24 protein-coding genes and 1 pseudogene (1 of these 25 running past the window's edge) are annotated in these 23,861 nt (G+C 71.3%); 16 read left to right on the forward strand and 9 right to left on the reverse strand.

Annotated features, from left to right (window positions below; all coding sequences use genetic code 11):
• Positions 1–42: 42 nt before the first annotated feature.
• Both leuD and leuC read right to left on the reverse strand, forming a co-directional pair.
• Positions 43–585: pseudogene (gene leuD, locus WG923_RS06480) on the reverse strand (3-isopropylmalate dehydratase small subunit); the annotation flags it as partial.
• The gene (leuC, locus tag WG923_RS06485; RefSeq protein WP_340350127.1) at positions 582–2,012 is read right to left on the reverse strand and encodes a 3-isopropylmalate dehydratase large subunit; all 1,431 of its coding nucleotides are present in this window, start codon (positions 2,010–2,012) and stop codon (positions 582–584) included. The gene leuC and the pseudogene leuD, both read right to left, overlap by 4 nt.
• 84 nt (positions 2,013–2,096) lie before the next feature.
• On the opposite strand from leuC, the gene WG923_RS06490 reads away from it, so the two are divergent.
• The 4 genes from WG923_RS06490 to WG923_RS06505 all read left to right on the forward strand — a co-directional run bounded on the left by WG923_RS06490 (position 2,097) and on the right by WG923_RS06505 (position 5,384).
• Entirely contained in the window at positions 2,097–2,918 is an 822-nt protein-coding gene (locus tag WG923_RS06490) for an IclR family transcriptional regulator domain-containing protein (protein ID WP_340350128.1), read from the forward strand.
• 129 nt (positions 2,919–3,047) lie between these two features.
• Positions 3,048–3,437, forward strand: a complete 390-nt coding sequence (locus WG923_RS06495; protein ID WP_340350129.1) for a response regulator — start codon at positions 3,048–3,050, stop codon at positions 3,435–3,437.
• A 40-nt stretch (positions 3,438–3,477) separates the two neighbouring features.
• Complete coding sequence (locus WG923_RS06500) at positions 3,478–4,263, forward strand: helix-turn-helix domain-containing protein (protein WP_340350130.1); 786 nt, start codon at positions 3,478–3,480, stop codon at positions 4,261–4,263.
• Between the two features lie 158 nt (positions 4,264–4,421).
• Positions 4,422–5,384 carry a Bug family tripartite tricarboxylate transporter substrate binding protein gene (locus tag WG923_RS06505; RefSeq protein ID WP_340350131.1) on the forward strand — a complete coding sequence of 321 codons (963 nt, stop codon included), beginning with the start codon at positions 4,422–4,424 and terminating at the stop codon, positions 5,382–5,384.
• Between the two features lie 6 nt (positions 5,385–5,390).
• Here the strand turns inward: WG923_RS06505 and WG923_RS06510 are convergent, their stop codons facing one another.
• Positions 5,391–5,774, reverse strand: coding sequence for a response regulator (locus tag WG923_RS06510; protein ID WP_340350132.1), 384 nt, complete (start codon positions 5,772–5,774; stop codon positions 5,391–5,393).
• A 268-nt stretch (positions 5,775–6,042) separates the two neighbouring features.
• Here WG923_RS06510 and WG923_RS06515 point away from each other — a divergent pair, with 268 nt between their 5' ends.
• Positions 6,043–6,558 carry a hypothetical protein gene (locus WG923_RS06515; RefSeq protein WP_340350133.1) on the forward strand — a complete coding sequence of 172 codons (516 nt, stop codon included), beginning with the start codon at positions 6,043–6,045 and terminating at the stop codon, positions 6,556–6,558.
• 27 nt (positions 6,559–6,585) lie between these two features.
• Here the strand turns inward: WG923_RS06515 and WG923_RS06520 are convergent, their stop codons facing one another.
• Positions 6,586–8,751: an AsmA family protein gene (locus WG923_RS06520; RefSeq protein WP_340350134.1), complete on the reverse strand. Its 2,166-nt coding sequence runs from the start codon at positions 8,749–8,751 to the stop codon at positions 6,586–6,588.
• A gap of 257 nt (positions 8,752–9,008) precedes the next feature.
• Between WG923_RS06520 and WG923_RS06525 the strand changes: the two genes are divergently transcribed.
• The 10 genes from WG923_RS06525 to WG923_RS06570 all read left to right on the forward strand — a co-directional run bounded on the left by WG923_RS06525 (position 9,009) and on the right by WG923_RS06570 (position 17,967).
• Positions 9,009–9,758 (forward strand): SDR family NAD(P)-dependent oxidoreductase, encoded by a 750-nt coding sequence (locus tag WG923_RS06525; RefSeq protein ID WP_340350135.1) that lies wholly within the window; start codon positions 9,009–9,011, stop codon positions 9,756–9,758.
• 21 nt (positions 9,759–9,779) lie between these two features.
• Entirely contained in the window at positions 9,780–10,598 is an 819-nt protein-coding gene (locus tag WG923_RS06530; protein ID WP_340350136.1) for an enoyl-CoA hydratase family protein, read from the forward strand.
• Positions 10,599–10,609: 11 nt separating this feature from the next.
• Entirely contained in the window at positions 10,610–11,380 is a 771-nt protein-coding gene (locus WG923_RS06535) for an enoyl-CoA hydratase/isomerase family protein (RefSeq protein ID WP_340350137.1), read from the forward strand.
• 11 nt (positions 11,381–11,391) lie between these two features.
• Positions 11,392–12,573, forward strand: coding sequence for an acyl-CoA dehydrogenase family protein (locus tag WG923_RS06540; RefSeq protein WP_340350138.1), 1,182 nt, complete (start codon positions 11,392–11,394; stop codon positions 12,571–12,573).
• Between the two features lie 11 nt (positions 12,574–12,584).
• Positions 12,585–13,295: a TetR/AcrR family transcriptional regulator gene (locus WG923_RS06545; protein WP_340350139.1), complete on the forward strand. Its 711-nt coding sequence runs from the start codon at positions 12,585–12,587 to the stop codon at positions 13,293–13,295.
• Between the two features lie 51 nt (positions 13,296–13,346).
• On the forward strand, positions 13,347–14,390 hold the full coding sequence (locus tag WG923_RS06550) for an NAD(P)H-dependent flavin oxidoreductase (protein ID WP_340350140.1): 1,044 nt from the start codon (positions 13,347–13,349) through the stop codon (positions 14,388–14,390).
• A gap of 85 nt (positions 14,391–14,475) precedes the next feature.
• Positions 14,476–15,330, forward strand: a complete 855-nt coding sequence (locus WG923_RS06555; RefSeq protein ID WP_340350141.1) for an alpha/beta hydrolase — start codon at positions 14,476–14,478, stop codon at positions 15,328–15,330.
• Positions 15,331–15,341: 11 nt separating this feature from the next.
• Positions 15,342–15,773, forward strand: a complete 432-nt coding sequence (locus WG923_RS06560) for a DoxX family protein (RefSeq protein WP_340350142.1) — start codon at positions 15,342–15,344, stop codon at positions 15,771–15,773.
• Positions 15,770–17,014: a CoA transferase gene (locus WG923_RS06565; protein WP_340350143.1), complete on the forward strand. Its 1,245-nt coding sequence runs from the start codon at positions 15,770–15,772 to the stop codon at positions 17,012–17,014. Before WG923_RS06560 ends, WG923_RS06565 begins: the two co-directional genes overlap by 4 nt.
• Positions 17,011–17,967, forward strand: coding sequence for an MBL fold metallo-hydrolase (locus WG923_RS06570; RefSeq protein WP_340350144.1), 957 nt, complete (start codon positions 17,011–17,013; stop codon positions 17,965–17,967). Before WG923_RS06565 ends, WG923_RS06570 begins: the two co-directional genes overlap by 4 nt.
• A gap of 7 nt (positions 17,968–17,974) precedes the next feature.
• On the opposite strand, the gene WG923_RS06575 is transcribed toward WG923_RS06570, so the two are convergent.
• The 5 genes from WG923_RS06575 to WG923_RS06595 form a co-directional block, all read right to left on the reverse strand.
• A complete protein-coding gene (locus tag WG923_RS06575; RefSeq protein ID WP_340350145.1) occupies positions 17,975–18,496 on the reverse strand; it encodes a hypothetical protein in 522 nt (173 codons plus the stop codon).
• A 112-nt stretch (positions 18,497–18,608) separates the two neighbouring features.
• The gene (locus WG923_RS06580; protein WP_340350146.1) at positions 18,609–19,130 is read right to left on the reverse strand and encodes a hypothetical protein; all 522 of its coding nucleotides are present in this window, start codon (positions 19,128–19,130) and stop codon (positions 18,609–18,611) included.
• A gap of 147 nt (positions 19,131–19,277) precedes the next feature.
• Entirely contained in the window at positions 19,278–20,216 is a 939-nt protein-coding gene (locus WG923_RS06585) for an ornithine cyclodeaminase family protein (protein ID WP_340350147.1), read from the reverse strand.
• A gap of 17 nt (positions 20,217–20,233) precedes the next feature.
• Positions 20,234–22,237: an ATP-dependent zinc metalloprotease FtsH gene (gene ftsH / locus WG923_RS06590; RefSeq protein WP_340350148.1), complete on the reverse strand. Its 2,004-nt coding sequence runs from the start codon at positions 22,235–22,237 to the stop codon at positions 20,234–20,236.
• Between the two features lie 115 nt (positions 22,238–22,352).
• Positions 22,353–23,429 carry a hypothetical protein gene (locus tag WG923_RS06595; protein ID WP_340350149.1) on the reverse strand — a complete coding sequence of 359 codons (1,077 nt, stop codon included), beginning with the start codon at positions 23,427–23,429 and terminating at the stop codon, positions 22,353–22,355.
• A gap of 132 nt (positions 23,430–23,561) precedes the next feature.
• Between WG923_RS06595 and WG923_RS06600 the strand changes: the two genes are divergently transcribed.
• Positions 23,562–23,861: the 5' portion of a DUF3612 domain-containing protein gene (locus WG923_RS06600; protein ID WP_340350150.1), read on the forward strand. It continues 1,269 nt past the right edge of the window; the window shows 300 of its 1,569 coding nt (coding positions 1–300); it begins with the start codon at positions 23,562–23,564; the stop codon falls past the right edge of the window.

Consider the following 23,861-nt stretch of genomic DNA (forward strand, 5'->3'; position numbering starts at 1 on the left):
TTCGTCTGCAGCGCGGAAAGCTTCGATGGCCGCGCGGTCGCGCAGCGTCATGCCGATGTCGTCGAGACCGGCGAGGAGGGCCTCGCGGCGCTCGGGCTCGATCTGGAAGGCGAGGGTGCGGCCGGCCGGCGTGCGCACCGTGCAGGCCTCGAGGTCGACCGTGACCACGGGCTCGGCCGCACTGGCGAGTTCCTGCGCGATCGCCGCCACTTCCTGCGCCGGCAGGCGCACGGGCAAGAGGCCGTTCTGGAAGCTGTTGCCGTAGAAGATGTCGCCGAAGCTGGGCGCGATCACCGCGCGGATGCCCCAGTCAGCCAGCGCCCACACGGCGTGCTCGCGCGAGCTGCCGCAGCCGAAGTTCTCGGCGGCGACGAGCACCTGCGCGCCGCGGTAGCGCGGCTGGTGGGGCGGGAAGTCGGGGTTCTCGCTGCCGTCGGCGCGATAGCGCAGCGCCTCCAGGCACCACGGGCCCAGCTCGCCGCGCTGGTGGTCTATCAGGCGCGTGATGCGGATGATCTGGTCGGTGTCGATGTTGGCGCGCATCAGCGGCGCGGCCTTCGCCTGCACGCGGGTGAAGGGCTTCATGCCGGCACCCCCGCGAACCCGCGCACGTCGACGATGCGGCCCGCGATCGCCGCGGCCGCCGCCATCGCGGGGCTGGCGAGGTGGGTGCGTGCGCCCGGACCCTGCCGGCCGACGAAGTTGCGGTTGGAGGTCGACACGCAGCGCTGGCCGGCGCCGACCTTCTCGCCGTTCGCCGCGAGGCACAGCGCGCAGCCGGGCGCGCGCCATTCGAAGCCGGCGGCGAGGAAGGTGCGATGCAGGCCCTCCGCCTCGGCCTGCCGCTGCGTCGCTTCCGAGCCGGGCACGACCCAGGCGGTGACGCCCTCGGCCACCCGACGCCCGCGGATCACCGCTGCGGCCTCGCGCAGGTCGGAGATGCGGCTGTTGGCGCAGGAGCCGATGAAGACCCAGTCGATCGGCGTGCCGGCGATGGCCTGCCCGGGCTGCAGCCCCATGTAATCGAGGGCGAACGCGATCGCCTGGCGCTTTTCCGGATCGCTCTCGCACGCAGGGTCGGGCACGGTGCCGTGCACCGGCAGCACGTCCTGCGGGCTGGTGCCCCAGGTGACCTGCGGCGCGATGTCCTCCGCGGCGATGACGTGCTCGGCGTCGAAGCGCGCGCCGTCGTCCGTGGGCAGCTGGCGCCACTCGGCCACGGCGCGCTCGAACAGCGCGCCCTGCGGCGCGTACGGGCGGCCGGCGAGGTATTGGTAGACGAGGTCGTCCGGCGCGACCATGCCGATCTTGGCGCCCATCTCGATCGAGAGGTTGCACAGCGTCAGGCGCGCATCCAGCCCCAGCGCGCGCACCGCGGAGCCCGCATATTCCACCGCGTAGCCGCGGCCGCCCGCGGTGCCCAGCTGGCCGATGGCGTGCAGGATCATGTCCTTGGCCGTCACGCCGGGGGCGAGCCGACCTTCGAAGCGCAGGCGCATCGTCTTCGGCTTGCGCTGCCGCAGCGTCTGCGTGGCCAGCACGTGGCCGACCTCGCTGGAGCCGATGCCGAAGGCCAGCGCGCCGAAGCCGCCGTGCGTGCAGGTGTGGCTGTCGCCGCAGACGATCAGCGAGCCCGGCAGCGTCAGGCCCTGTTCGGGGCCCACCACGTGCAGGATGCCTTGCGCGCCCGAACCCAGGTCGAACATGCGGATGCCCGCCTCGGCGGTGCCGCGCCGCATCGCGCGCAGCAGCCGCCCGCCGGTGGGGTTGGTGTCGCCCGTGCGGTCCGGCGCGCTGGAGACCGCGTGGTCTGGCGTGGCGAAGGTGAGGTCGGGCCGGGCCACGGTGTAGCCGGCCTGGCGCAGGTCGTTCAGGCGCGGGCCGGCTTCGAGGTCGTGGATCAGGTGGCGGTCGACGTGCAGCAGGCTCACGCCCTCGGCCACCTGCCGGATGGTGTGCGCGCGCCAGATCTTGTCGAACAGCGTCGCGGGCTGTGCGGAGGAGGAATGCATGGGAGTGGGGCTGGGCCGCCCCGGAAGGCTTGTCTCGGTGTTTTCGCTGTGCGAAAATGTCTTCGCTAATCGAAATCTTCCTCCATGCCCGCCGCGAAGTCAACCCAGGAAAGAACCGAGGACCGCGACTTCGTGACCGCGCTGGCCCGCGGCCTCGACGTGCTCAACGCCTTCGGGCGCGACTCCCCGGAGATGACGCTGAGCGAGATCGCGCAGCGCACCGGGCTCAGTGCCGCGACGGTGCGGCGCTCGCTGATCACCTTCGAGCAGCTGGGCTACGTGCGGCGGCAGGGGCGTTACTTCGTGCTCGCGCCCAAGGTGCTCACGCTCGGCGCCAACTACTTCGCCTCGATGAACCTCAAGGAGGTGGCGCAGCATGACCTCGCGGGGCTCGTCGAGCGCCTGCACGACGCCGCCTCGCTCACGGTGCTCGACGGCTTCGAGGTGGTCTACGTCGCGCACGTGCCCTCCGAGCAGCGCGTGCGCCATGGCCGCAACGTGGGCACGCGCCTGCCGGCGCACGCGACGTCCACCGGGCTCGTGCTGCTGGCGCATGCTTCCGCCGCGCACCGCGCCAGCCTGCTGGCGATGAAGGACCTGCCGGCCTACACCAGCCGCACGCCCGTGAAGCCTGCGGAGCTCAAGGCGCTGTTCGCGCGCATCCTGCGCGACGACTACGTGGTGGCGCGCGACACCATCGAGTACGGCTCCATCGCGCTGGCGGTGCCGGTGCGCGACGGCAAGGGGCGCGTCGTGTGCGCGCTCAATTCCGCCGGCCGCACGGGGGTGATCGACGAGGAGCAGATGGTGCGCACCCGCCTGGCGCCCCTGCAGGAAACGGCGCGGCGCATCGGCGCGATGCTCGACCGCTACCCGGCCCTGGCGCACTCCGTGCCGCACTTCTAGGGCGGGCGGCGGCCTAGGAATCGTCCGAGCGAGCCTCGGCGTCCGCCCGGGCGCGATTCAGACGCGGACTAGGCCCGCATTCAGTGGGCGCCGATGGGCGAAAGGCAGGCCGGAACGCATCATCCATGCATGCCCACCAGCAACGCATCCCTGAAGGTCTTCCTCGCCGAGGACTCCGCTCCGATCCGCGAACGGCTGCACGGTGTGTTCGCCCGCGCCCACATGGACGTGATCGGCGAGGCGGCCACGCCCGAAGGCGCGATCGACCAGATCCTGGCCCTGCACCCGGACGTGGTCGTGCTGGACGTGCAGCTGGAAGGCGGCACGGGGATGCAGGTGCTCAAGGCGGTGCGCCAGGCCGATCCGAAGGTGGCCTTCGTGGTCTTCAGCAACAGCTCCACGGGCGTGTACCGCAACCGCTACCTGAAGGAAGGCGCCACGAGTTTCGTGGACAAGAGCACCGAATTCGACCAGCTGCCGCAGGCCGTCGCCAGCGCCGGCGCCCGCACCGTCCACTGAACAACGAACCGCCGCAGGAAATTCAAAAATGAACGCCGCCATGCAAACCGCCGCCGCCACCTCCGCCCCGGTCCGCTTCGTTCCGCCCGCGACCGCGCTGCGCACGGCCACCGCGCCCGCCGCGATCGCCACGCTGTGCTCCACCTGCCACCTGAAGGACCTGTGCCTGCCCTGCGGCCTCACGGGCAGCGACGTCGAGCGGCTGGACGGCCTGAAGTTCGCCCGCCGCCGCGTGAAGGAAGGCGAGGCGCTGTACCACGAGGGCGACCGCTTCCAGTTCGTCTACGCGGTGCGCAGCGGCACCTTCAAGTCCACCCTGAACCTGAGGGACGGCCGCGAGCAGGTCACCGGCTTCCAGATCGCCGGCGAGCTCCTGGGCCTGGACGGCCTGGCCTCGGGCAAGCACGCCAGCAGCGCCATCGCGCTGGAAGACACCGAGATCTGCGCGATCCCGTACGCGCACCTCACCGAGCTGGCGACGGTCAGCCCCGACCTGCACATCGCGCTGTCGCGCATGATGAGCCGCGAGATCGTGCGCGAGCACGGCCTGATGATGCTCCTGGGCAGCATGAACGCCGAACAGCGCCTGGCCGCCTTCCTGCTCAATATGAGCCAGCGCCTGAAGGCCCGCGGCTACTCCGCCACCGAGTTCCACCTGCGCATGATGCGCGTGGACATCGGCAGCTACCTGGGCATGAAGCTCGAGACCGTGAGCCGCACCTTCACCGCCTTCCAGCAGCAGGGCCTGCTGAAGGTGGACAAGAAGCACGTGAAGATCCTGGACATCGAGGCGCTGCAGGGCGTCTTCGACGGCCCAGTGCAATAAGTCACTGCGCGCTTCGGGAAAACGCCTGCCCGCGGAAGAACGAAAGTTCCGCCGGGTCGGAACCAAGGTTGGAATCTGAGGGGGTCCCCCCGTTTTCCTGCAGACAGCATCGGTCCCTGCCGCTAGATTTCCCTACATCCAAACGGGAGATAGGCCCAATGAAGCGGATCCTGAGTTTGCTGGCGCTCGCCCTCGCGCTTGCCGCCGGTGCGGCAGGCGCGGACGACTTCCCGCGCCAGCCGATCCGCATCATCGTGCCCTTCGCCCCGGGGACGGCGGCCGACACGGTCGCACGCGTCGTGGCGGAGGAACTGCGGATTTCGCTCGCGCAGCCCGTCCTGCTCGAGCATCGCCCCGGCGCCACCGGCCTGGTGGGCATCGGCAGCCTGGCGCAGGCGCCGGCGGACGGCTACACCATCGGCCTGGGCATCGAGGCGACGCACGTGACCATTCCCCTGGTGCGGAAGAAGGTGGCGTACGACCCGCTGAACGACTTCACGCCGCTCACCCTCGCCGTGCGCACCACGATGGCCATCGCCGTCAACCCCGACGTCGTGCAGGTGAAGGACCTCCCCGGGCTGCTGCAGGCGGCGAAGACCCGGGCCGGGGGCGTGACCTTCGGGACCATGGGCGAGGGCTCGCCCCAGCAACTGATCGGCGAGCTGCTCAAGCAGCGCACCGGCGCCCGCTTCGAGCATGTGCCCTATGCCGGCTCCGCGGCTGCGATCGAGGACCTGCTCGCCGGCAAGGTGGGGATGGTCATCACGCCGCTGGCCACGGTGGCCGGGCACCAGGACAAGCTGCGGATCATCGCGGTGGCCGATGCGACGCGCGTGGCGAACTTCCCCGACGTGCAGGCCATCGCCGAGACGCTGCCCGGCGTCGTGGTCACGGGCTGGGCGGGCTTCTTCGCGCCGGCCAAGCTGGCGCCCGCGCTGGCGAAGAAGCTCAGTGCCGCGATCGCGGCGGCCTTGCGCAAGCCCGCGGTGATGGAGGCGCTGCGCAAGCGGTCGATGGAGCCGGCGGCCAGTTCGCCGGAGGAGTTCCGGGAGCTCCTGAAGGCGGAGCTCTCCTACTGGGCGCCGGTGGTGGAGAAGGCGCACATGCAGAAGGTCGACTGAGGCCGTTCAGCGCGCCGCGCGGGGCGCCGATTGCGCCGCAAGCCACGCCACGAACCCCGTCGCGTCGGACTTCGCGAAGACCGCGTCCGCCCCCATCGCAACGCAGTGCGCCAGCACCGCGGGCGTCAGGAAGCTGCTGAAGACGGCGACCCGCCCCTGCGGATGCGTCTGCCGGGCCGCCGCGATCACGCCGAAGCCGGAACCTTCCTCCAGCACCAGGTCGACGATCGCCAGGTCCCAGTCGGCCTGGTTGGCGGCGAGCCAGAACTTCGCCGCCGACTCGGTGGTGGCCGTGCCGACCACCTGCAGTCCGCCGATCGATTCGAAGAGATCGCCGAGGAAGACCTGAACACCCTCGACGTCCTCGCAGACGAACACCTGAAGCTTCACACCGACTCCGTCTGGTCCCTGCCCCGATTTTGCGACGCGCCGGACGCCGCGGCTCGAATTCACGAGCGCGCCCTACAGGCAGTCCGCGGCCAGGCGGGCGCCCGCAGGGTGTCGCGGCCGACTTGAAACGCTGGCTGACGCGTGGCGCGGCGAAGCCCTGCAGCGCGGTCCCTGCCTCGAGTGCGGCTTGACCGGGGGGCATCTCTCCGACGGGCGCTCGGCCGGGGAGCCTTCTAGCATCCGGGCGCCACGCCCCAAAATGCGCTCCATGGGTCACGACGAAAGCATTGCGGTACTGCGCTCACGCCTGTCTGCGCTGGTCGAACAGGAGGGCGTCCTGCTGACCCGCGCGTTCGACCTCAGCAAGGGCGGTGACCGCAACGGCGTCGACGCCCTGTTCGCCCAGGTCCAGGCCATCCAGGCGGAACGCAACAGCTTGAAGAAGCGCATCGGCAACATCCTGGGCACGCAGAGGCTGCATGAGGCATCCGAAGTGTGGATGCCGGGCGTCTACGACTATCGCCAGGAAGTGGCCGGCGACAGCGTGCGCGTGCGGATCACGCGAGGGCCGATCGGCATGCAGGTCCTGTTCCCGGACCAGATGGATCCCGTCAGCATCCACAGCCTCGAGGGGACCTTCGACGGCCCTCTCGCCGTGGACGATGCCGCGGCCCATCGGGAAGCCGGGGATCTGCAGACGACGGTGGTCTCCGGCCCCGCCGAAGCGGGACGGCCCGGCAAGGCCAAGGCGCGGGGACGAGCGGCGAAGAAGAAACCGGGTTAGCTCGCGGCTGGTCGCGCGGCGCGGCGCTCAGCGGCCGAATCCCTTGAGCAGGTCGCCGAGGCCCTTCGTCCCCAGTTGCTTTTCGAGTTGCTGCTCGACGCGCTTGTGCAGCTGCTGCTTCACTGCCTCCTGCGCCAGCGCGCCGAGATCCAGGTGGTAGGACGGGGCGTCGAACGAACCCTCCAGGCGCACCGGGATGGTCAGGCCCCGCAACGCGTCCAGGTCCTTGCCCTCCTGGCCCTCCGGGGTGGAGACCAGCGTCGCCTTGGCCAGGTAGTCGAGGCGTTCCCGCGCCAGGTCGATGGTGCCCGCGCCGGTGATCCGCAGGAACGGCGACTTGGCCGAGAGGTCGTCGTTGCGCGCCACGCCGTTGGCGATCCGGAACGAGGCGGCCAGCTCGGAGAAGTCGGTCTTCTGGCCGCGGTCGGCGGCGAGCACCGCATCGCGCATCTCGCCCCGCAGCGCCGCTTTCGCCTGGCGCAGCGACTTGACCAGATTGATGCCGGCGACGGCGCCATCGCGCAGGCTCACGCTGGCCGATCCGTTCAGCCCCTGGCGCAGGGCCAGCGTCGAGCCGCCGGCCGTGTCCAGTTCCAGCAGCACGCGGCCCCGGCCCTCGAGGATGTCCTTGCGGGCGAGGTCCTTGATCAACGGGCCGATCGCCACGTTCTCGAGCGCCTGCCGCGTGGCCACGCGGTTGCCGTCGGCCTGCAGGCGCAGCGAGCCGGCGAGCGTGCCTCCGTAGAGGCGCGCCGACAGCGGATTCAGATCGAGCCGGCCTCCATTCACCACGAGGGTCGCGGCGACGTCGTTCAACTTCATGCCGCGCGCCTGCAGGGAGCCGATGCGGCTCGTGCCCCTCACGTCCAGCCCGCGCAGGAAGGACAGGTCCACCGGCGTGGCCGCGCCCGCGCCAGCCGGCGCGGGGGCCGGCCCTTCGCCCGCCTTCGCCGGCCCCGACGCGGGGAAGTAGCGGTCGATGTCGAGGCGATCGACCGCGAGGTCCAGGCCGAGCGCGAAGGGCGAGAACTTCGCGACCTGGAAGCCGGCCTGGATGGTGCTGTCGTCCACCCGTGTCGACAGCCGCCCCCGGGCCTGCGACTTGCCCCAATCCGCCTGCAGCGAGGCGTCCACCGGCGCCTGGAGCTGCTTCATCGGCAACTGCGGATGCGTGACCTGCAGTCGGCCGGCCAGCTTGCTCAGGGTGACGACCTGTCGCCCGAGGTCGGCCTCCAACGGCCCCGCGATGTCTCCGCTCGCATCGAGCGGTCCCTGCTTGAGTTTCCATCGGGCGGCGAGCTTGCCCACGGTCCAGCGCCCGGCCGCAGCCTGCAGGTCCGACAGGGCCAGGGTGGCCTCCACCTGGCGTTGCGGCCCCGCCAGCCGCATCTCGACGTCTGCCTGCGCGGCGGCCGTGCGCGGCCCCTCCGATGCGAATTGCGGGATCTTCAGGCGCGCCTCGAAGGCCTCCTGCGCCATGCGGCCCTGGATGCTCAGCGCGAGCTTGTCCATGGCGTACAGCTTGCGTTCCAGGTCGTAGCGGTAGTCGCCGCCCAGCTTGACGTCGGCCTCCAGCTTCGGTTGCTCGCTCGCCGCCTTGAAGGCGAGTTCCATCGCCCCGCTGGCGGCCTGCGCGATGCGGCCCATCTTCAGGTTGATGTCCGTCAGGCGCAGGGTGCGATGCGTCGCTTCGTCCTCGAACGAAGCGGCCGAACGCGTGATGCGCACGCCTGCGATGTCCAGGCCGACCGGGTTGTCCCCTGCGCCGGGCGTCGGTGGCCGGTCGCCCTGCGGTGCGGCGGTGGCCAGGTCGTCGAAGTTGAAGCCGCCGTTGCGACGGCGCACGATGTGCGCCTGCAGGCCGTCCAGCTCGATCGCGTCGACGATCACCTGGCGCGAGAGCAGCGGCAGCAGCCGCACCGAGACGTGGCCGCCCTCGATGCGGGCGAACTCCTGGGCCGCATTGCGCTCCGACAGGCTCGCGCGCCCCAGCTTGACGCCGAGCGAGGGATAGAAGGCCAGCGCGACGTCACCGTCGATCTTCAGCGTGCGCTGCCTGCTCTCCAGGACGGCCTGCGCCAGCTTGCGCTTGGCCCAGTCGGCGTCGAAACGCCATGCAAGCACGCCAGCTGCGAGGCCGGCGAGCAGCAGCACCGCCGCCAGGGCGAGGCCGACCCATTTGAGCGCCTTCATCGAGATCCTCCCAGCCCATCCGTCATCCGTCGAGTGTAGGAAGGCCCCGGTGGCACCGCAACGTGCAGGTGCGCAAGGAGGTAACGCCGCGCAACATCGCATCGCTTCGCTTCGGAGCCGGCGCATCGGCGTGCAGGCGGTGGCTTGCGGGCAATCCCTAGGTCCGCCCGCCCCCCGATCTTGATTTCGCGCAAGGATTCCGCGCCAGTGACTGAATGATCATTCAGTCGCAACGCACACCGTCTGGAGGACCGCTCATGCAACTCAAGGGGAAGACCGCCGTCGTCACCGGCGCCGCGTCCGGCATCGGCCGCGCCACCGCGCAGAAACTCGCTGCCGCCGGGGCCTACGTGCTGCTGGCCGACATCGCGGAAGAAGGCGGCAAGGCCGCGGCCGCGGAGATCCGCGCGCAGGGCGGGCAGGCCGAGTTCCTGCCCATGGACGTCACGAACCTGGACTCGATCGCCGCCTTCCGCATCGCGGCCTATGCGAAGTCCGCGCACGTGGACATCGTGGCCAACGTCGCGGGCTGGGGGAAGATCCAGCCCTTCCTGGACAACACGCCGGAGTTCTGGCGCAAGGTGGTCGACCTCAACCTGATGGGGCCGATCGCCGTCACGCATGCCTTCCTGGGCGGGATGATCGAGCAGGGGCAGGGCGGCAAGATCGTCACCGTGGCCAGCGATGCGGGGCGCGTCGGCAGCATGGGCGAGACCGTCTATTCCGGCGCCAAGGGCGGCGCCATCGCCTTCAGCAAGAGCCTGGCACGCGAAGTGGCGAGGCACCGGATCAACGTCAACTGCGTCTGCCCGGGTCCGACCGCCACGCCGCTGCTGGCCGCCGTGCCCGAGAAGCACCAGGAGGCCTTCATCAAGGCCACGCCGATGCGGCGGCTGGCGCAGCCCGAGGAGATCGCCGACGCGGTGCTGTTCTTCTGCACCGAGCAATCCGGCTTCGTCACCGGCCAAGTGCTCAGCGTGAGCGGCGGCCTGACGCTGGCCGGCTGAATGACCCGAGGAGACACACACATGTACAAGCTCAAGGCATCCGAATTCCGTCCCAAGCATTTCAAGCTCGATGTGGCCGACCGCGTCGCCACCGTCACGCTGAACCGCCCCGAGCGCAAGAACCCGCTCACCTTCGACAGCTACGCGGAACTGCGCGACACCTTCCACAAGTTCCAGTATGTCGACGACGTGCGCGTGGTGGTGCTCACCGGCGAGGGCGGCAACTTCTGCTCGGGCGGCGACGTGCACGAGATCATCGGGCCGCTGGTGGGCCTGCCGATGGACGGCCTGCTCACCTTCACCCGCATGACCGGCAACCTGGTCAAGGAGATGCGGCAGTGCCCGCAGCCGATCATCGCCGCGGTGGACGGCGTGAGCGCCGGCGCCGGCGCGATCCTGCCGATGGCCTCGGACCTGCGCTACGGCACACCCAGGACCAAGACCGCCTTCCTGTTCACGCGCGTGGGGCTGGCCGGCTGCGACATGGGCGCCTGCGCCATCCTGCCGCGCATCATCGGCCACGGACGCGCCTCGGAACTGCTCTACACCGGCCGGGCCATGACCGCGGAGGAAGGCCTGGCGTGGGGCTATTTCAACGAGGTGGTGCCTGCCGACGCCCTGCAGGGCAAGGCCAGGGACATGGCGCTGTCGCTCGCCAACGGCCCCGCCTTCGGCCACTTCATGACCAAGAAGTGCCTGCACCAGGAGTGGAACCAGACCATCGAGCAGGCGCTGGAGACCGAAGCCGAGGCGCAGGCGATCTGCATGCAGACCAAGGACTTCGGCCGCGCGTACCACGCCTTCGTGGCCAAGCAGACCCCGGTGTTCCAGGGCGACTGAGGCGCGCACGCATGGACACGGCACGCCATCCGATCGCGCTGGCCATCGAAGGCGGCATCGCCATCGCGACGCTGGACCGCCCGCCGGTCAACGCGATCGACGACGCCTGGGTTGCGCGGCTGGAGGCGATCGTCGAGGAGGTCCAGGCGCGCGACGAGGTGCGCGTGCTGTGGATCCGCAGCGCCGGCCGGGCCTTCTGCGCCGGCGCGGACCTGGCCCTCATGCGCGAGCGCTTCGCCAGCGACGAGGGGCGGGCGCGGATGGTGGACCTGACGCGTGCCATGCAGAAGGTGTTCGCGCGCATCGAGCGCAGCCCCAAGGTCTCGCTGGCGGAGATCCGCGGCCCCGCGCTGGGCGGCGGCCTCGAGCTGGCGCTGGCCTGCGACATCCGCCTGGTGGCCGACGGCGCGAAGCTCGGCCTGCCGGAAGCACGCCTGGGCCTGCTGCCCGGCGCCGGCGGCACGCAGCGCCTGGCGCGCATCTGCGGCGACGCCGTCGCGCGCAGGATGATCCTCGCGGCCGAAGTGATCGACGGCGCGCGTGCCGTGGCCTGGGGCGTCGCGCAGGAGTGCGTGCCGGCCGAACAGCTGGAAGACGCCGCGCGCGCCTTGGCGCAGCGCATCGCCGCGGTGCCCGCACCGGCGCTGGCGGCGTGCAAGCGCTGCATCACCGCGGCGGTGGACGGCAACGAAGACGGCTTCGCGGCGGAAGTCGAAGGCACCACGATGCTCTACGCGCAAGCCGAGACCCAGGCGCTGGTGCGCCGTTTCCTGGCGGGATGAAGGAGTCGCGCATGTACCACGACCAGAGCTGGCTCGAATGGCCCTTCCTCGCGCCGCACCACCGCGCGCTGGCGCGCGACCTGGAAGGCTGGTGCGCCGCGCATTTGCCCAAGGCGCATCCGCAGGACACCGACAGTGCATGCAAGGAGCTGGTGCGCAAGCTGGGCGCCGCCGGCTGGCTGCGCTACGCCGTCGGCGGCCTCGCCTGGGGCGGCGCCAGCGACGCGATCGACACGCGCGCGATCTGCCTGCTGCGCGAGACGCTCGCGCGCCATTCCGGCCTGGCCGACTTCGCCTTCGCGATGCAGGGGCTCGGCTCGGGCGCGATCACGCTGCACGGCACGCCGGCGCAGAAGAAGCAGTACCTCACGCGGGTGGCCGCCGGCGAGGCCATCGCGGCCTTCGCGCTGTCGGAGCCCAACTCCGGCTCGGATGTCGCCGCCATGCAGTGCGCGGCGCGCGCGGAGGGCGACGATTACATCCTCGATGGCGAGAAGACCTGGATCTCCAATGGCGGCATCGCGGACTTCTACGTGGTGTTCGCGCGCACGGGTGAAGCGCACGGCTCGCGCGGCCTCTCGGCCTTCATCGTCGATGCGGCGACGCCGGGGCTGGAGATCGCCGAGCGCATTCCCGTGATCGCACCGCATCCGCTCGCGCGCCTGCGCTTCACGGGCTGCCGCGTGCCGGCGGCCCAGCGCCTGGGCGAGCCGGGGCTGGGCTTTCGCATCGCGATGCAGACGCTCGATATCTTCCGCACTTCGGTGGCGGCCGCGGCCCTGGGCTTCGCGCGCCGCGCGCTGGCCGAAGCGCTGGTGCGCGCCACCACGCGCAGGATGTTCGACCAGCTGCTGTCCGACTTCCAGATCACGCAGGTCAAGCTCGCGAACATGGCCACGGGCATCGACAGCGCCGCGCTGCTCACCTACCGCGCGGCCTGGCTGCGCGACCAGGGCCACAAGGTCACGCGCGAAGCCGCGATGGCCAAGATGCAGGCCACCGAGACGGCACAGCAGGTGATCGACGCGGCGGTGCAGGTGTGGGGCGGCCTGGGCGTCGTCTCCGGGCACCCGGTGGAGCGGCTCTACCGCGAGATCCGGGCGCTGCGCATCTACGAGGGCGCGACCGAGGTGCAGCAGTTGATCATCGCGCGGCAGACGCTCGACGCGTTCCGCGGCGAGGCCGGACGATAGAATCGCACGCCATGGCCCTGCAGGTTGTCAGCAAGGTGGAAGTCCCGGAACTGGTGGAAAAGCGCCAGCACCAGATCCTCAAGGCGGCCATCGAGCTGTACGGCAAGCAGGGCTACCACGTCACCACCATCCGCGAGGTGGCGCAGCGTGCCAAGGTGAGCGTCGGCCTCATCTACCAGTACGTCGCGGACAAGGAGGACGTGCTGTTCCTCGCGCTGGTGGAGGTGCTGGACTCGTACCTGCGCGAGATCCCGCGGGCGCTGGACGGCCTCACCGATCCCATGGAGCGCTTCAGCGCCGCGGTGCACGCCTACGGGCGCGTGATCGACGAACGCATCGCCGCCACGCTGCTGGTGTACCGCGAGACCAAGTCGCTCTCGCGGCCGCGGCGCGAACTGCTCAAGGCCAAGGAGATCGAGAGCAACCAGCTGATCTCCGACTGCATCGAGGAGTGCATCCGCGCCGGCCTGTTCGACGAGGTGGACGTGGAGATGCTCACGTACATGATCGTGATGTTCTGCCATGCGTGGGCGCTGAAATCCTGGCGCTTCCGCGGCCGGCTCGCGATCGCGCAGTACGTGGACCGCGGCCTCAAGTTGATGCTGGAATCCGTCGTCACGCCGCGCGGCCGGCGCTCGCGCGCGGCAGTCGACGCCCGTAGGCTGGCGGTGACCGAAGGGAACCCCAGCTTGCCCGCTCCAAGACGCCGCCGCCGCGCCTAGCCTCACCCCCTCCCTTTACAGGCCCTTTCCCCCTGCTGCACGATGCGCGTCATGACGCTCATCGAACTGCTCGGCATTTCCGTTCCCATCCTCCAGGCCCCCATGGCCGGCGTGCAGGGCAGCGCCCTCGCCATCGCCGTCTCCCATGCCGGCGGCCTCGGCGCGCTGCCTTGCGCGATGCTGGGCCCGGACGCCTTGCGCAAGGAACTCGCGGCGATCCGCGCGCAGACCGACCGGCCCTTCAACGTCAACTTCTTCTGCCACACGCCGCCGCCGCCCGAGGCCGCGCGGGATGCAGCCTGGCGCGAGCGGCTGCAGCCGTACTTCGCGGAATTCGGGGCGGACCCCGCCTCCATCCCCTCCGGCCCGGGTCGGCTGCCTTTCAACGCCGACGCGGCCGACCTCCTCGCGGAGTTCCGCCCGCGCGTGGTCAGCTTCCACTTCGGCCTCCCCTCGCCCGAGTTGCTGCAACGGGTGCGCGCCTGGGGCGCGCGCGTGCTGTCGTCCGCCACCACGGTGGAGGAAGCGCGCTGGCTGGAGGAACGCGGGGTCGATGCGATCATCGCGCAGGGCTTGGAGGCGGGCGGCCATCGCGGCATGTTCCTGTCGGAGGACCTGGACACGCAGCTGGGCACCTTCGCGCTGGTGCGCCAGGTGGTGGATGCGGTGAAGGTGCCCGTGATCGCAGCCGGCGGCATCGCGGATGCGCCGGGCGTCGCGGCCGCCCTGGCGCTGGGCGCCGCCGGCGTGCAGGTCGGCACCGCCTACATGCTCTGTCCTGAGGCGACCACCACGGCCTTGCACCGCCAGGCCTTGAAGAGCGATGCCGCCCGGGTCACGACCCTCACCAACGTCTTCACCGGCCGGCCCGCACGCGGCATCGTCAACCGCGCGATCCGCGAGCTGGGCCCGGTCAGCGGGGCCGCGCCGGCCTTCCCGCAGGCCGCGCCCGCCATGGGCGTGCTGCGCGCGAAGGCGGAGGCGCTGGGGCGCAGCGATTTCTCGCCGCTGTGGTCGGGGCAGAACGCCCGCGGCTGCAAGGAGATCCCGGCCGCAGAGCTCACGCGCGAACTGGCGCGCGGCTGCATCGCCTGACAGGGGGCAGGCGCCGGCACGAGGGCGCGCGACGTGTTACGGTGGCCGCTTCACCGATCTTGCGGGCCACCCGGCCCCTGCTGCCTTGACCTCCCTGCTGACGCGTCGCCACCTGCTGGGCATGGGCGCCCTGGCGCTCGCCGGCTGCTCCGCCACCGGCGCCCTCGACGCGCTCGTCCCCCATGGCACCTACCGTGTCGAGGAAGGACTCGCCTATGGTGCGCAGCCGCGGCAGCGCCTGGATGCCTACCTGCCGCTGCAGGCGCAGCCAGGCATGCCGTTGGTGCTGTTCTTCTACGGCGGCGCGTGGACGCGCGGCAGCCGCAGCGACTACCGCTTCGTCGGCGAGGCGCTGGCCAGCTCCGGCATCGTCACCGTGGTCGCGGACTACCGCCTGAGCCCGCAGGTGCGCTGGCGCGAGATCCTGCAGGACTGTTCGGCGGCGGCGGGCTGGGCCTTCCGCAACGCCGACCGGCTGGGCGCATCCTCGCAGCGAATCCACCTGATGGGGCACAGCGCCGGTGCGTACAACGCGGCGATGCTCGCGCTCGACGACCGCTGGCTCGCGTCGCAGGACCTGCACCCGCGCCGGCTGGCCGGCTGGGTGGGCATCGCCGGCCCGTACAACTTCCTGCCCATCGTCGATGCGGATTCGCAGCGCGCGTTCGACTGGCCCGCGACCCCGCTGGACAGCCAGCCGGTGGCGCACGTGTCCGCGCAGGCGCCGCGCGCGCTGCTGCTCGCCACCCGGAACGACCAGGTGGTCGATCCGCAGAGGAACAGCGCGACGCTCGCCGATCGGCTGCAGCGCGCGGGCGCGCCGGTGCGGCTGGAGTTCCTGGAGCACGTCAACCACGCCACCATCGTGGCAGCCCTGGCGAGCCCGCTGCGCAGGCTGGCGCCCGTGCGCAGCGAAGTGCTGCGTTTCGTCCTGGCGTAAGGCGGCTCGGCATGCCTGCCGCGGAGCACCCGAGCGCCAGGACCCGACAGCGGCTCGCGCGCGCGGCGCTCGCGTTCGTGTTCGCGTGGTTCGCCCTCGGCGGGGCCGCGCACTTCCTGTTCACCCAGGCCGAGATGCGGATCGTGCCGCCGTGGATCCCCTGGCCTCGCGCGGCGGTGCTGGTCTCCGGCGCGTTCGAGCTGCTCGGTGCGGCGGGGCTGCTGTTCCGGTCCACCCGCGGCGCCGCCCTGTGGGGATTGTTTGCGCTGACGCTCGCCGTGACGCCGGCCAATGTCCACATGCTGGAGCGCGCGGCGGATTTTCCGGCGGTGCCGTACTGGGCCCTGGTGCTGCGCCTGCCGTTCCAGGGGTTCCTCCTGTGGCTGCTCTGGTGGCTGGCACGGGGCGGGCGAGCGCGCGCATCCGGCATCATTGCGCCATGACCTACCCCTTCCTCTCCGGCCTGCGGGTCGTCGAAAGCTCCGCCTTCATCGCGGCGCCGCTGGCCGGCCTCGCCCTGGCGCAGCACGGCGCCGACGTGATCCGCGTGGACATGATCGGCGGCGGCATCGACTACGCGCGCATGCCGCGCATGCCGCATCCGCAGGGGCGCGGCCGCAGCCTCTACTGGACGGCCCTGAACAAGGGCAAGCGTTCGATCGCGATCGACCTGCGCCGGCCCGAGGGGCGCGAGCTGGTGCAGCAACTGGCCACGGCGCCCGGGCCGGATGCCGGCGTGCTGCTCACCAACATCGGCACGCCCTGGCTCGCGCACGAGGTGCTGGCGGCCAGGCGCGCCGACGTGATCACCTGCACGATCCAGGGCAATGCGGACGGCTCGACCGCGCTGGACTACACCGTGCATTGCGCCACCGGCTACCCCGCGATCACGGGCGGCGGCTCGCTGCAGCGGCCGGTCAACCAGGTGCTGCCGGCGTGGGACATCGCCTGTGCCTGGCAGGCGGCGCTCGCGATCGCCGCTGCGCTGCGCGCGCGCGAGCGCTCCGGCCGCGGGGCGCAGCTGCAGCTGGCCCTGTCGGACGTCGCCTTCACCACGCTGTCGCACGTGGGCGTGCTGGCGGAGGCGGAACTGCTGCACCAGGACCGTCCTTCCATCGGCAACCACCTCTATGGCGCGTTCGGCCGCGACTTCGGCACCGCCGACGGCGCGCGCATCATGGTGGCGGCAATCTCGATCAACCAGTGGAAGGCGCTGGTCGCCACCTGCGCCATCGCCGAGCCGATCGCCGCGCTGGAGCGCCGCCTCGGCCTGGACTTCAGCGACGAGGCGCAGCGCTTCGAGGCCCGCGAGGAGATCGCGGCCCTCGTGGAGCCGTGGTTCGCCGAGCGCACCCGGAAGGAAGCGGAAGCGGCGCTGGAGGCGAACAAGGCCTGCTGGGGACGCTACGACCTGCCCACGGGGCTGCTGGCGCACGACGCGCGCGTGAGCGCCGCCAATCCCGTGTTCGAGCGCATCGCCACGCCGGGCATCGGCACGCATCTTTCCGCGGGCGCGGCGGTGCGCGCGAGCGGATGGGAGCGCGAGCCCACGCCGGGCGCGCCGCTGCTCGGCACGCACACCGACGAAGTGCTGCACGAGGTGCTGGGGCTGGACTCCGGCGCGATCGGGCGGCTGCACGACGCGCGCGTGGTCGCGGGAGCGCAGGAGGATCCGACGGCATGACGGCGCAGGCCGCGTTGTGCGACGAGCGCCTCGCGCACGGCATCACCGTGGTCGACACGGGCTTCGTGCGCCCGCAGTTCGATGCCGCGTACCTCGTGGTGGAAGAGGGCCGCGCCGCCGTGATCGACACCGGCACGAATGCGGCCGTGCCGCGGATCCTGGCCGCGCTGGCGGCGCAGGGACTGGAGCCGGCGGACGTCGACTGGGTGATCCCGACGCACATCCACCTCGATCATGCGGGCGGCGCGGGGCTGCTGATGCGGCACCTGCCGAACGCGCGGCTCGTCGTGCATGCGCGCGGGGCCCGGCACCTCGTGGATCCGTCGCTGCTGATGGCCGGCGTGCGCGAGGTGTACGGCGAGGAGATCGCACGGCGCGACTATGGCGAGCTGGTGCCGGTGCCGGCCGGGCGCGTGACGGCCGGCGAGGAGGGCATGGTGCTGCATCTGGCGCGGCGGCCGCTGCGCCTGCTGGACACGCCGGGCCACGCGCGACACCACCTGTGCGTGTGGGACGAGGCGAGCCGGGGGTGCTTCACCGGCGACACGCTGGGCGTTTCCTACCGCGAGTTCCACAACGGGCGCTGGCATTACGCGCTGCCTTCGAGCTCCCCGGTGCAGTACGACCCCGTGGCCCTGCGCGCCTCGGTGGCGCGCCTGCTGGCGCTGCGGCCGGCGCTGGCCTTCGTCACGCATTTCGGCGCCATCGCGCAGGTCGAGGCGCAGGCGGACATGATCGTGCGGCAGAGCGATGCGATGGCGGCACTGGCGCAAGGGCTGCGCGATGCGCCGGACTTCGGCGAGCGCCTGCGGGACGGCCTGCGGGCGATCTACCTGGCCGAGGCGCATGCGCGCGGCGTCGGCCTGGCCGATGCGGACATCGTGGCGCTGCTGGAGATGGACGTGGCGCTGAACGCGCAGGGGCTGGGGATCTGGGTGGGGCGCCGGGGATAGCGGAGAGCTAGTCCTCGCCCATGTGCACCCAGTCGCCTTCCTCCATCCGGCCCATGAAGCGCGCCACCTGGTCGAGGCAGCCATGCCGCTCGGCCCACTCCACATGCTCGCGAAAGCGCAGGCGCTTCTGCAGGCCGGACAACTGCGGCCACAGCCACGGCTGCAAGGGAGGCGCCTGCAGGTCGGGGTGGCGCTCGCCTCCCAGCAACTGGTAAAGCTGGATCCAGTGTGAAGGGTGCGGGCAGACGCGGTTGTGGCGGCGCGCGACCACCATCACCGTGTGCACGGTGAGGAAGCGCGGACGCTCCTCGGTCACCACCGCTTCGCCCATGCCGCTTTCGGTGTGCATCTGGCCGACGCCCGAGGGCTCCGTGGGCGCGAACGCCAGGTCCAGCCGGCGCGAGGCGTCGTGCCAGAGTTCCCAGGCGGAATCGCCCCCCTCGCGCGCATCCGGCAGCGGCAGGCGGGACGACCAGTTCTCGGTCGCGACCGGGGCAGGTTTCGTCCGGGGATCGCGCTGGCGTGCCATGCGTCAAGCGTACCGCCGGGGGGCCGCAAGTCATCTGTAAGAGCTGCAATGGATTGCTCAGCTACCCCCCTCAAATTCGTTGCGCCGTCACGATCCGTCACAACCGCCCGCGCTAGGACTCTCCCATGTGCAGCCAGTCCTCCTCGGGCAGTCCGTTCATGAAGGCGGCCAGGGGTTTCAGGCGGCGGTGGCGCGCCGCCCAGTCGATGTGCGCCCGGAAGCGCAGGCGTTTCTCGAGCGAGGACAAGGCGGCCCATTGCCAGGGCTGCACGGGCGGTGGCGGCAGGTCCTGGTACCGGGCGCCCCCGAGCGCCTCGTACAGGCGCGCCCACGGGCCGGGGCGCGGGCAGACGCGGTTGTTGTGCCGCGCGGCGAGCACGAGCGCCTCCGCGGTCGGCGGGTGCGGCACGGGGACGGACGGCCCGGCCAGGGGGGCGGCACTCCCGATGCAGACCTCACCCGCCTGGGACGGCTGCGTGGGCGCGAACGCGGCGTCGAAACCGCGCGCGGCCTCGCGCCACAGTTCCCACAGCGAATGGCCGCCCTCGCGCGCCTCCGGGGAAGGCATCGTGTAGGGCCAGTGGGCGGTCTTCCAGTCGTCCGTGCCGGGGCGGGTGCGGGAGGGGCGGGCCATGCGCGCAAGACTAGGCCGCGGGAGAGGGCGGGCATAGGGCGCGCTGCCCGGGTTTGCGGGTACTAATGGCGTGAATGGCGCGCGGGTTCCGCGGAGCGGGGCAGCGATCGGTGGCCGGGTGCCGATGGTGCCTTCGGCAGGACCAGCCTACGCAGGCCTCGCGCCTTCGTGGACGAGGATCGCGGCGGCCAGGTCTTCCAGCGCCGTGCCCACCGACTTGAAGACCGTGCGCTCGTCGTCGCGCGTGCGCCCCGCGGCCTCGCCGCGTGCCAGCGCGGCGAGCGTGCCGCGCACGTCGGCCGGCGTGAACAGGCCGCGCGCCATCGGGCCGAGCAGCTCACCGCTTTTCTGCAGCGCCTCCTCCGTGTCGAGATAGAGCGAGGCGCCGGCGAAGCAGTCGTCATCGGCCTCGCGCATGGCGGGCGTGAAGCTGCCGATCAGGTCCAGGTGCGTGCCGGGGCGCAGCCAGGTCCCGCGCACGACGGGCTCGGTGGCGAGCGTCGCGCAGCTCACGATATCGGCCTGGCCACAGGCGGCGGCGAGTTCGGTGACCGCGCGCGCGTCCAGTCCCTCGCTGCGCCAGGCCTGCGCCAGCGCCTGCGCGCGGGCCGGCGAGCGCGCCCACACGCGCACCTCGTCGATCGCTCGCACCGCGCGATAGGCCGCGGGGAGTTCGCGCGCGATGCGACCGGCGCCGACCACGAGCAGCCGCCGCGCGTCGGCGCGTGCCAGCCAGCGTCCTGCCAGCGCGGACGCCGCCGCGGTGCGCCGCGTCGTGATCGCGTTGCCGTCGATCAGTGCCAGCGGCACGCCGGTGCTGCCGTCGTACAGCAGGTAGGTCGCGTGCAGCCCCGGCAGTCCGCGCTGCGCGTTGCCCGGCGCGATGTTGATCGTCTTCACCCCGTAGTAGCGGCCCGGCACCCACGCCGGCATGATCAAGGAGGTGAAGAAATTGGAATCTGACCCCAATTCGTGGATGTGGCGCGGCGGCACCTCGCAGCCGCGCGCGAACATGGTTTCGAGCGCGGGGACGAGGCGCTCGTAGGGCAGGGCGGCCGCGGTGGCCGGGGCGTCGTGGATGCGCATGGGGGCAGGCCCCCCGATCATGCCTTCAGCGGACGCGTTTCCAGGTCGGGCGCGCGGGCCAGGCCGGTGGCGTCGAGGATCTCCTGCTCCGACAGGGTTTCCTTCTGCAGCAGGGCCTGCACCAGCGCGTCGAGCGCGCGCCGGTTCTGGTGCAGCAGGCGCTTGGCCTCCTGGTGGCACTCGTTGATGATGCGCTGCACCTCGGCGTCGATCAGGCTGGCGGTCTGCTCGCTGAAGGGCTTCTCGCCCATGTACGCGCCGCCGGTGCCGAGGTAAGCGTTCTGCGGCGGCGCGAGCTGCACCATCCCCACCGCGTCGCTCATGCCCCAGCGCGTGACCATGTTGCGGGCCATGTTGGTGGCCTGCTCGATGTCGTTCTCGGCGCCGGTCGTGCGCGTGCCGTACACCACTTCCTCCGCCGCGCGGCCGCCCAGCATGCCGATGATGCGGGCGCGCAGGTAGTCCTCGGGGTAGTTGTAGCGGTCGGTCTGCGGGCGCTGGTAGGTCACGCCCAGCGCCTGTCCGCGCGGCACGATGCTGACGCGATGGACCGGGTCCGCCCCGGGCACCAGGATGCCGAGCAGGGCGTGCCCGCTCTCGTGGTACGCGATGCGCTCGCGGTCGTCCGGGCCCAGCAGCAGCGGCCGCTCGGGGCCGAGCACGATCTTCTCCAGCGAATCGAGGAAGTCCTTGTGGTGCACCGCGGCCTCGTTGCGGCGCGCCGCCAGCAGCGCCGCCTCGTTCACCAGGTTCTTCAGGTCGGCGCCGGAAAAGCCCGGCGTGGCCTGCGCCAGTTCCTCCAGGCTCACGTCGGCGTCCAGCGGCACCTTGCGCACGTGCACGTCCAGGATCGCCTTGCGGCCGGTCTTGTCCGGCAGGTTCACCACCACGCGGCGGTCGAAGCGGCCCGGGCGCAGCAGCGCGCGATCGAGCACGTCGGGCTGGTTGGTGGCCGCCAGCACGATGATGCCCTCTCGGCCGGTGAAGCCGTCCATCTCGGTCAGGATCTGCTGCAGCGTGTGTTCCTGCTCGCTGGCGCCGCCGATCGCCATCTGGCCGCGCGCGCGCCCGATGGCGTCGATCTCGTCGATGAAGATGATGGCCGGCGCGCTCTCGCGCGCCTGCTTGAACAGGTCGCGCACGCGCGCCGCGCCCACGCCGACGATCATCTCCACGAACTCGGAAGCGCTCATGGAGAAGAAGGGCACGCCTGCCTCGCCCGCCACCGCCTTGGCCAGCAGCGTCTTGCCGGTGCCGGGCGAGCCGATCAGCAGCACGCCCTTGGGCGCGGTGCCGCCCAGGCGCGTGTACTTCTCGGGCGCCTTGAGGAAGTCGACGATCTCCACCAGTTCGTTCTCGGCCTCGTCGATGCCGGCGACGTCGTTGAAGGTGATGCGGTTGTCGGCGTCGGCCTCGTCGTAGCGCTTGGCGCGGCTGCGGCCCATGCCGAAGATGCCGCCCATGCCGCCGCCGCCGCCCTGCCCCGCCGCGCGCCGGTACATCCAGACGTAGAAGGCGATCAGCAGGATCGCCGGGCCGAAGCCGAACAGGAGGGTCGACCAGCCGCCACCCTGCTGGATGGGCACGGCGCTGATCTCCACCCCGTGCGAGATCAGGAAGGGTTCCAGCTCGCGGTCGAAGAAGGTCGGCAGCTCGGTGACGAACATCGCTGCCTGGCGCACGGGCATGCGGGCCTGCGCGCGCTCGGCTGCGGGCGCCTGCGGCGGCAGCTTCTGCTGGCGCATCTCTTCCGGCGGCCAGCTCACTGGCGCCTTGAAGCGGCCCTCGATGCCGGTTCCCTTGCTGTAGATCGCCGCCACGTTGCCCTTGGCGACCTGGTCGCGGAAGGAGGTGTACGGCACCGTCACCGGCGCGTCGCCGGCCGGATACAGGTAGCTCATCACCAGGTAGTTGACGAGCAGGATGAGGGCGAACAGGCCCCACACCTTGCGCGGCGGCATGCGCGTCTTGGCCGGCTTGCCGGTCGGGGGGGTCTTGGTGGGCAGCTTGAATCCGTTCATGCGGGTGTTCGATGCACAGCCCCCATCATGACGCGCGAAAGCCGCCCGCGGGCGGCTTTCGGTCCAGGGGCGGCCCGCAGCGCCGGGGTTGCGCGCTGCGCGGCTTGCCGCCAGCCTACGCGGCGATGCGCTCCTCGCGCGCCAGCCGGTTGCCGGCCAGGCGCGCGTCGATCAGGCCCACCATCTCCTGTATCTCGTGGTTTGCGAGGCCCAGCTGCACGGCGAGGCGGCGCACCAGCGCGTCGACCCGCTCGATGTTCTGCGCACCGGCGTCCAGGGCGCGCGCGGCGGAGGAGGGCTTCTTGAGCGAAGCGGCCGCGTGCGCGTACTTCTCGAAGGGCACGAGGTCGGCCGGGTCGGCGCCGAGGCGGCAGCACAGGTCGGACACCCAGGCGTAGATCGCGCGCGAGCGCTCGATGTCGCCGTGCACCGCTTCCTGGATCGGGATCATCCCGTGGGCGCGGATGCAGCGGTAGTTGCCGGTCATGAGCATCGGCCACTTGGCCAGCGGCACGAACAGCGACTCGTGCACCTTCAGCTTCACCGGGATGTCCACCGGCTGGCCGTCGACCGTGAAGTGCGCGGCCTCGATGTCGGCCTCCAGCCGGCGCAGCAGGCGCGTGGGAGCCTCGCCGCTGAAGCGGGCGGCCTTGAAGTTGGTGGGCAGGCCCACCTGCAGCACGTTCTTGGGCTCGCCGGCCGGGCGGAAGGCCTGCGGGTCGGGGCTGGCCAGCGTCACCAGGTCGGGGTCGAAGGCGGCCCACACGTCGGGGTCGGTGTAGCAGTCCTTCAGCAGGTCGGCCTGCACGCGCGGGATGCGCCGCAGGTAGGGCAGCGGCGGCATGTTCATGATCGCCAGGCAGGGGATGCGGGCGGCGGCGATGCGCTGCATCAGGTCGCGCACGCCGTCCTCGCCGTACTGCGACTCCTGCATGCCCAGCACGGCCAGGTCGAAGTGCCCGGGATCGACTTCGTCGGGCGTGGCGGCCTGCAGGATGCCGGGCAGCTCGCGGGAGGCGACCTCCACCAGGCCTTCGCGGCCCTTGACCGGGAAGCGCACGACCGTGCCCTCGCGGTTGATCAGGGCGGCCGTGGGGGCCGTGCAGACCAGCGTCACGCGGTGGTGCGCCATCAGCAGCTTGGTGGCGAGGAGCGAACCGTAGGACGCTCCGAGGATGAGGATGGATGCCATGGGAGTCTCCGAGTTGAAAACCTGTGGCACGTGACCCGAGGGCCCGGCGTTGAAGCCATTATGTGAAACGGAAGCCTGTAAATTTCACTGGGGAAATTTCACAGAGTTAATTTCACAAGGTATGCTGCCGCCATGGCCCAGTCCTCCCAGCACTCCAGAAACACCAGGCTCCTCGGCAGCAAGCTGCGGGGCCTTCGCAAGACCCATGGACTGACGCTGGAAGAACTCTCGACGCGCTGCATCCAGATCGACGCCGCGCGGGCGCCTTCCGTCTCGTATCTCAGCATGATCGAGAGCGGCAAACGCGTGCCCTCGGCCGACATGCTGGCCCTCTTCGCCAGCGTGTTCCAGCGCGAGACGGCCTGGTTCCTCGATGCCACCCAGTCGGCCGAGGCACCGGCGGCCTCCGAGCGGGCCGGCGGCGCGCCGCCG

Source organism: Ramlibacter sp. AN1133 (assembly GCF_037890035.1).
Taxonomy (GTDB): Bacteria; Pseudomonadota; Gammaproteobacteria; order Burkholderiales; family Burkholderiaceae_C; genus Ramlibacter.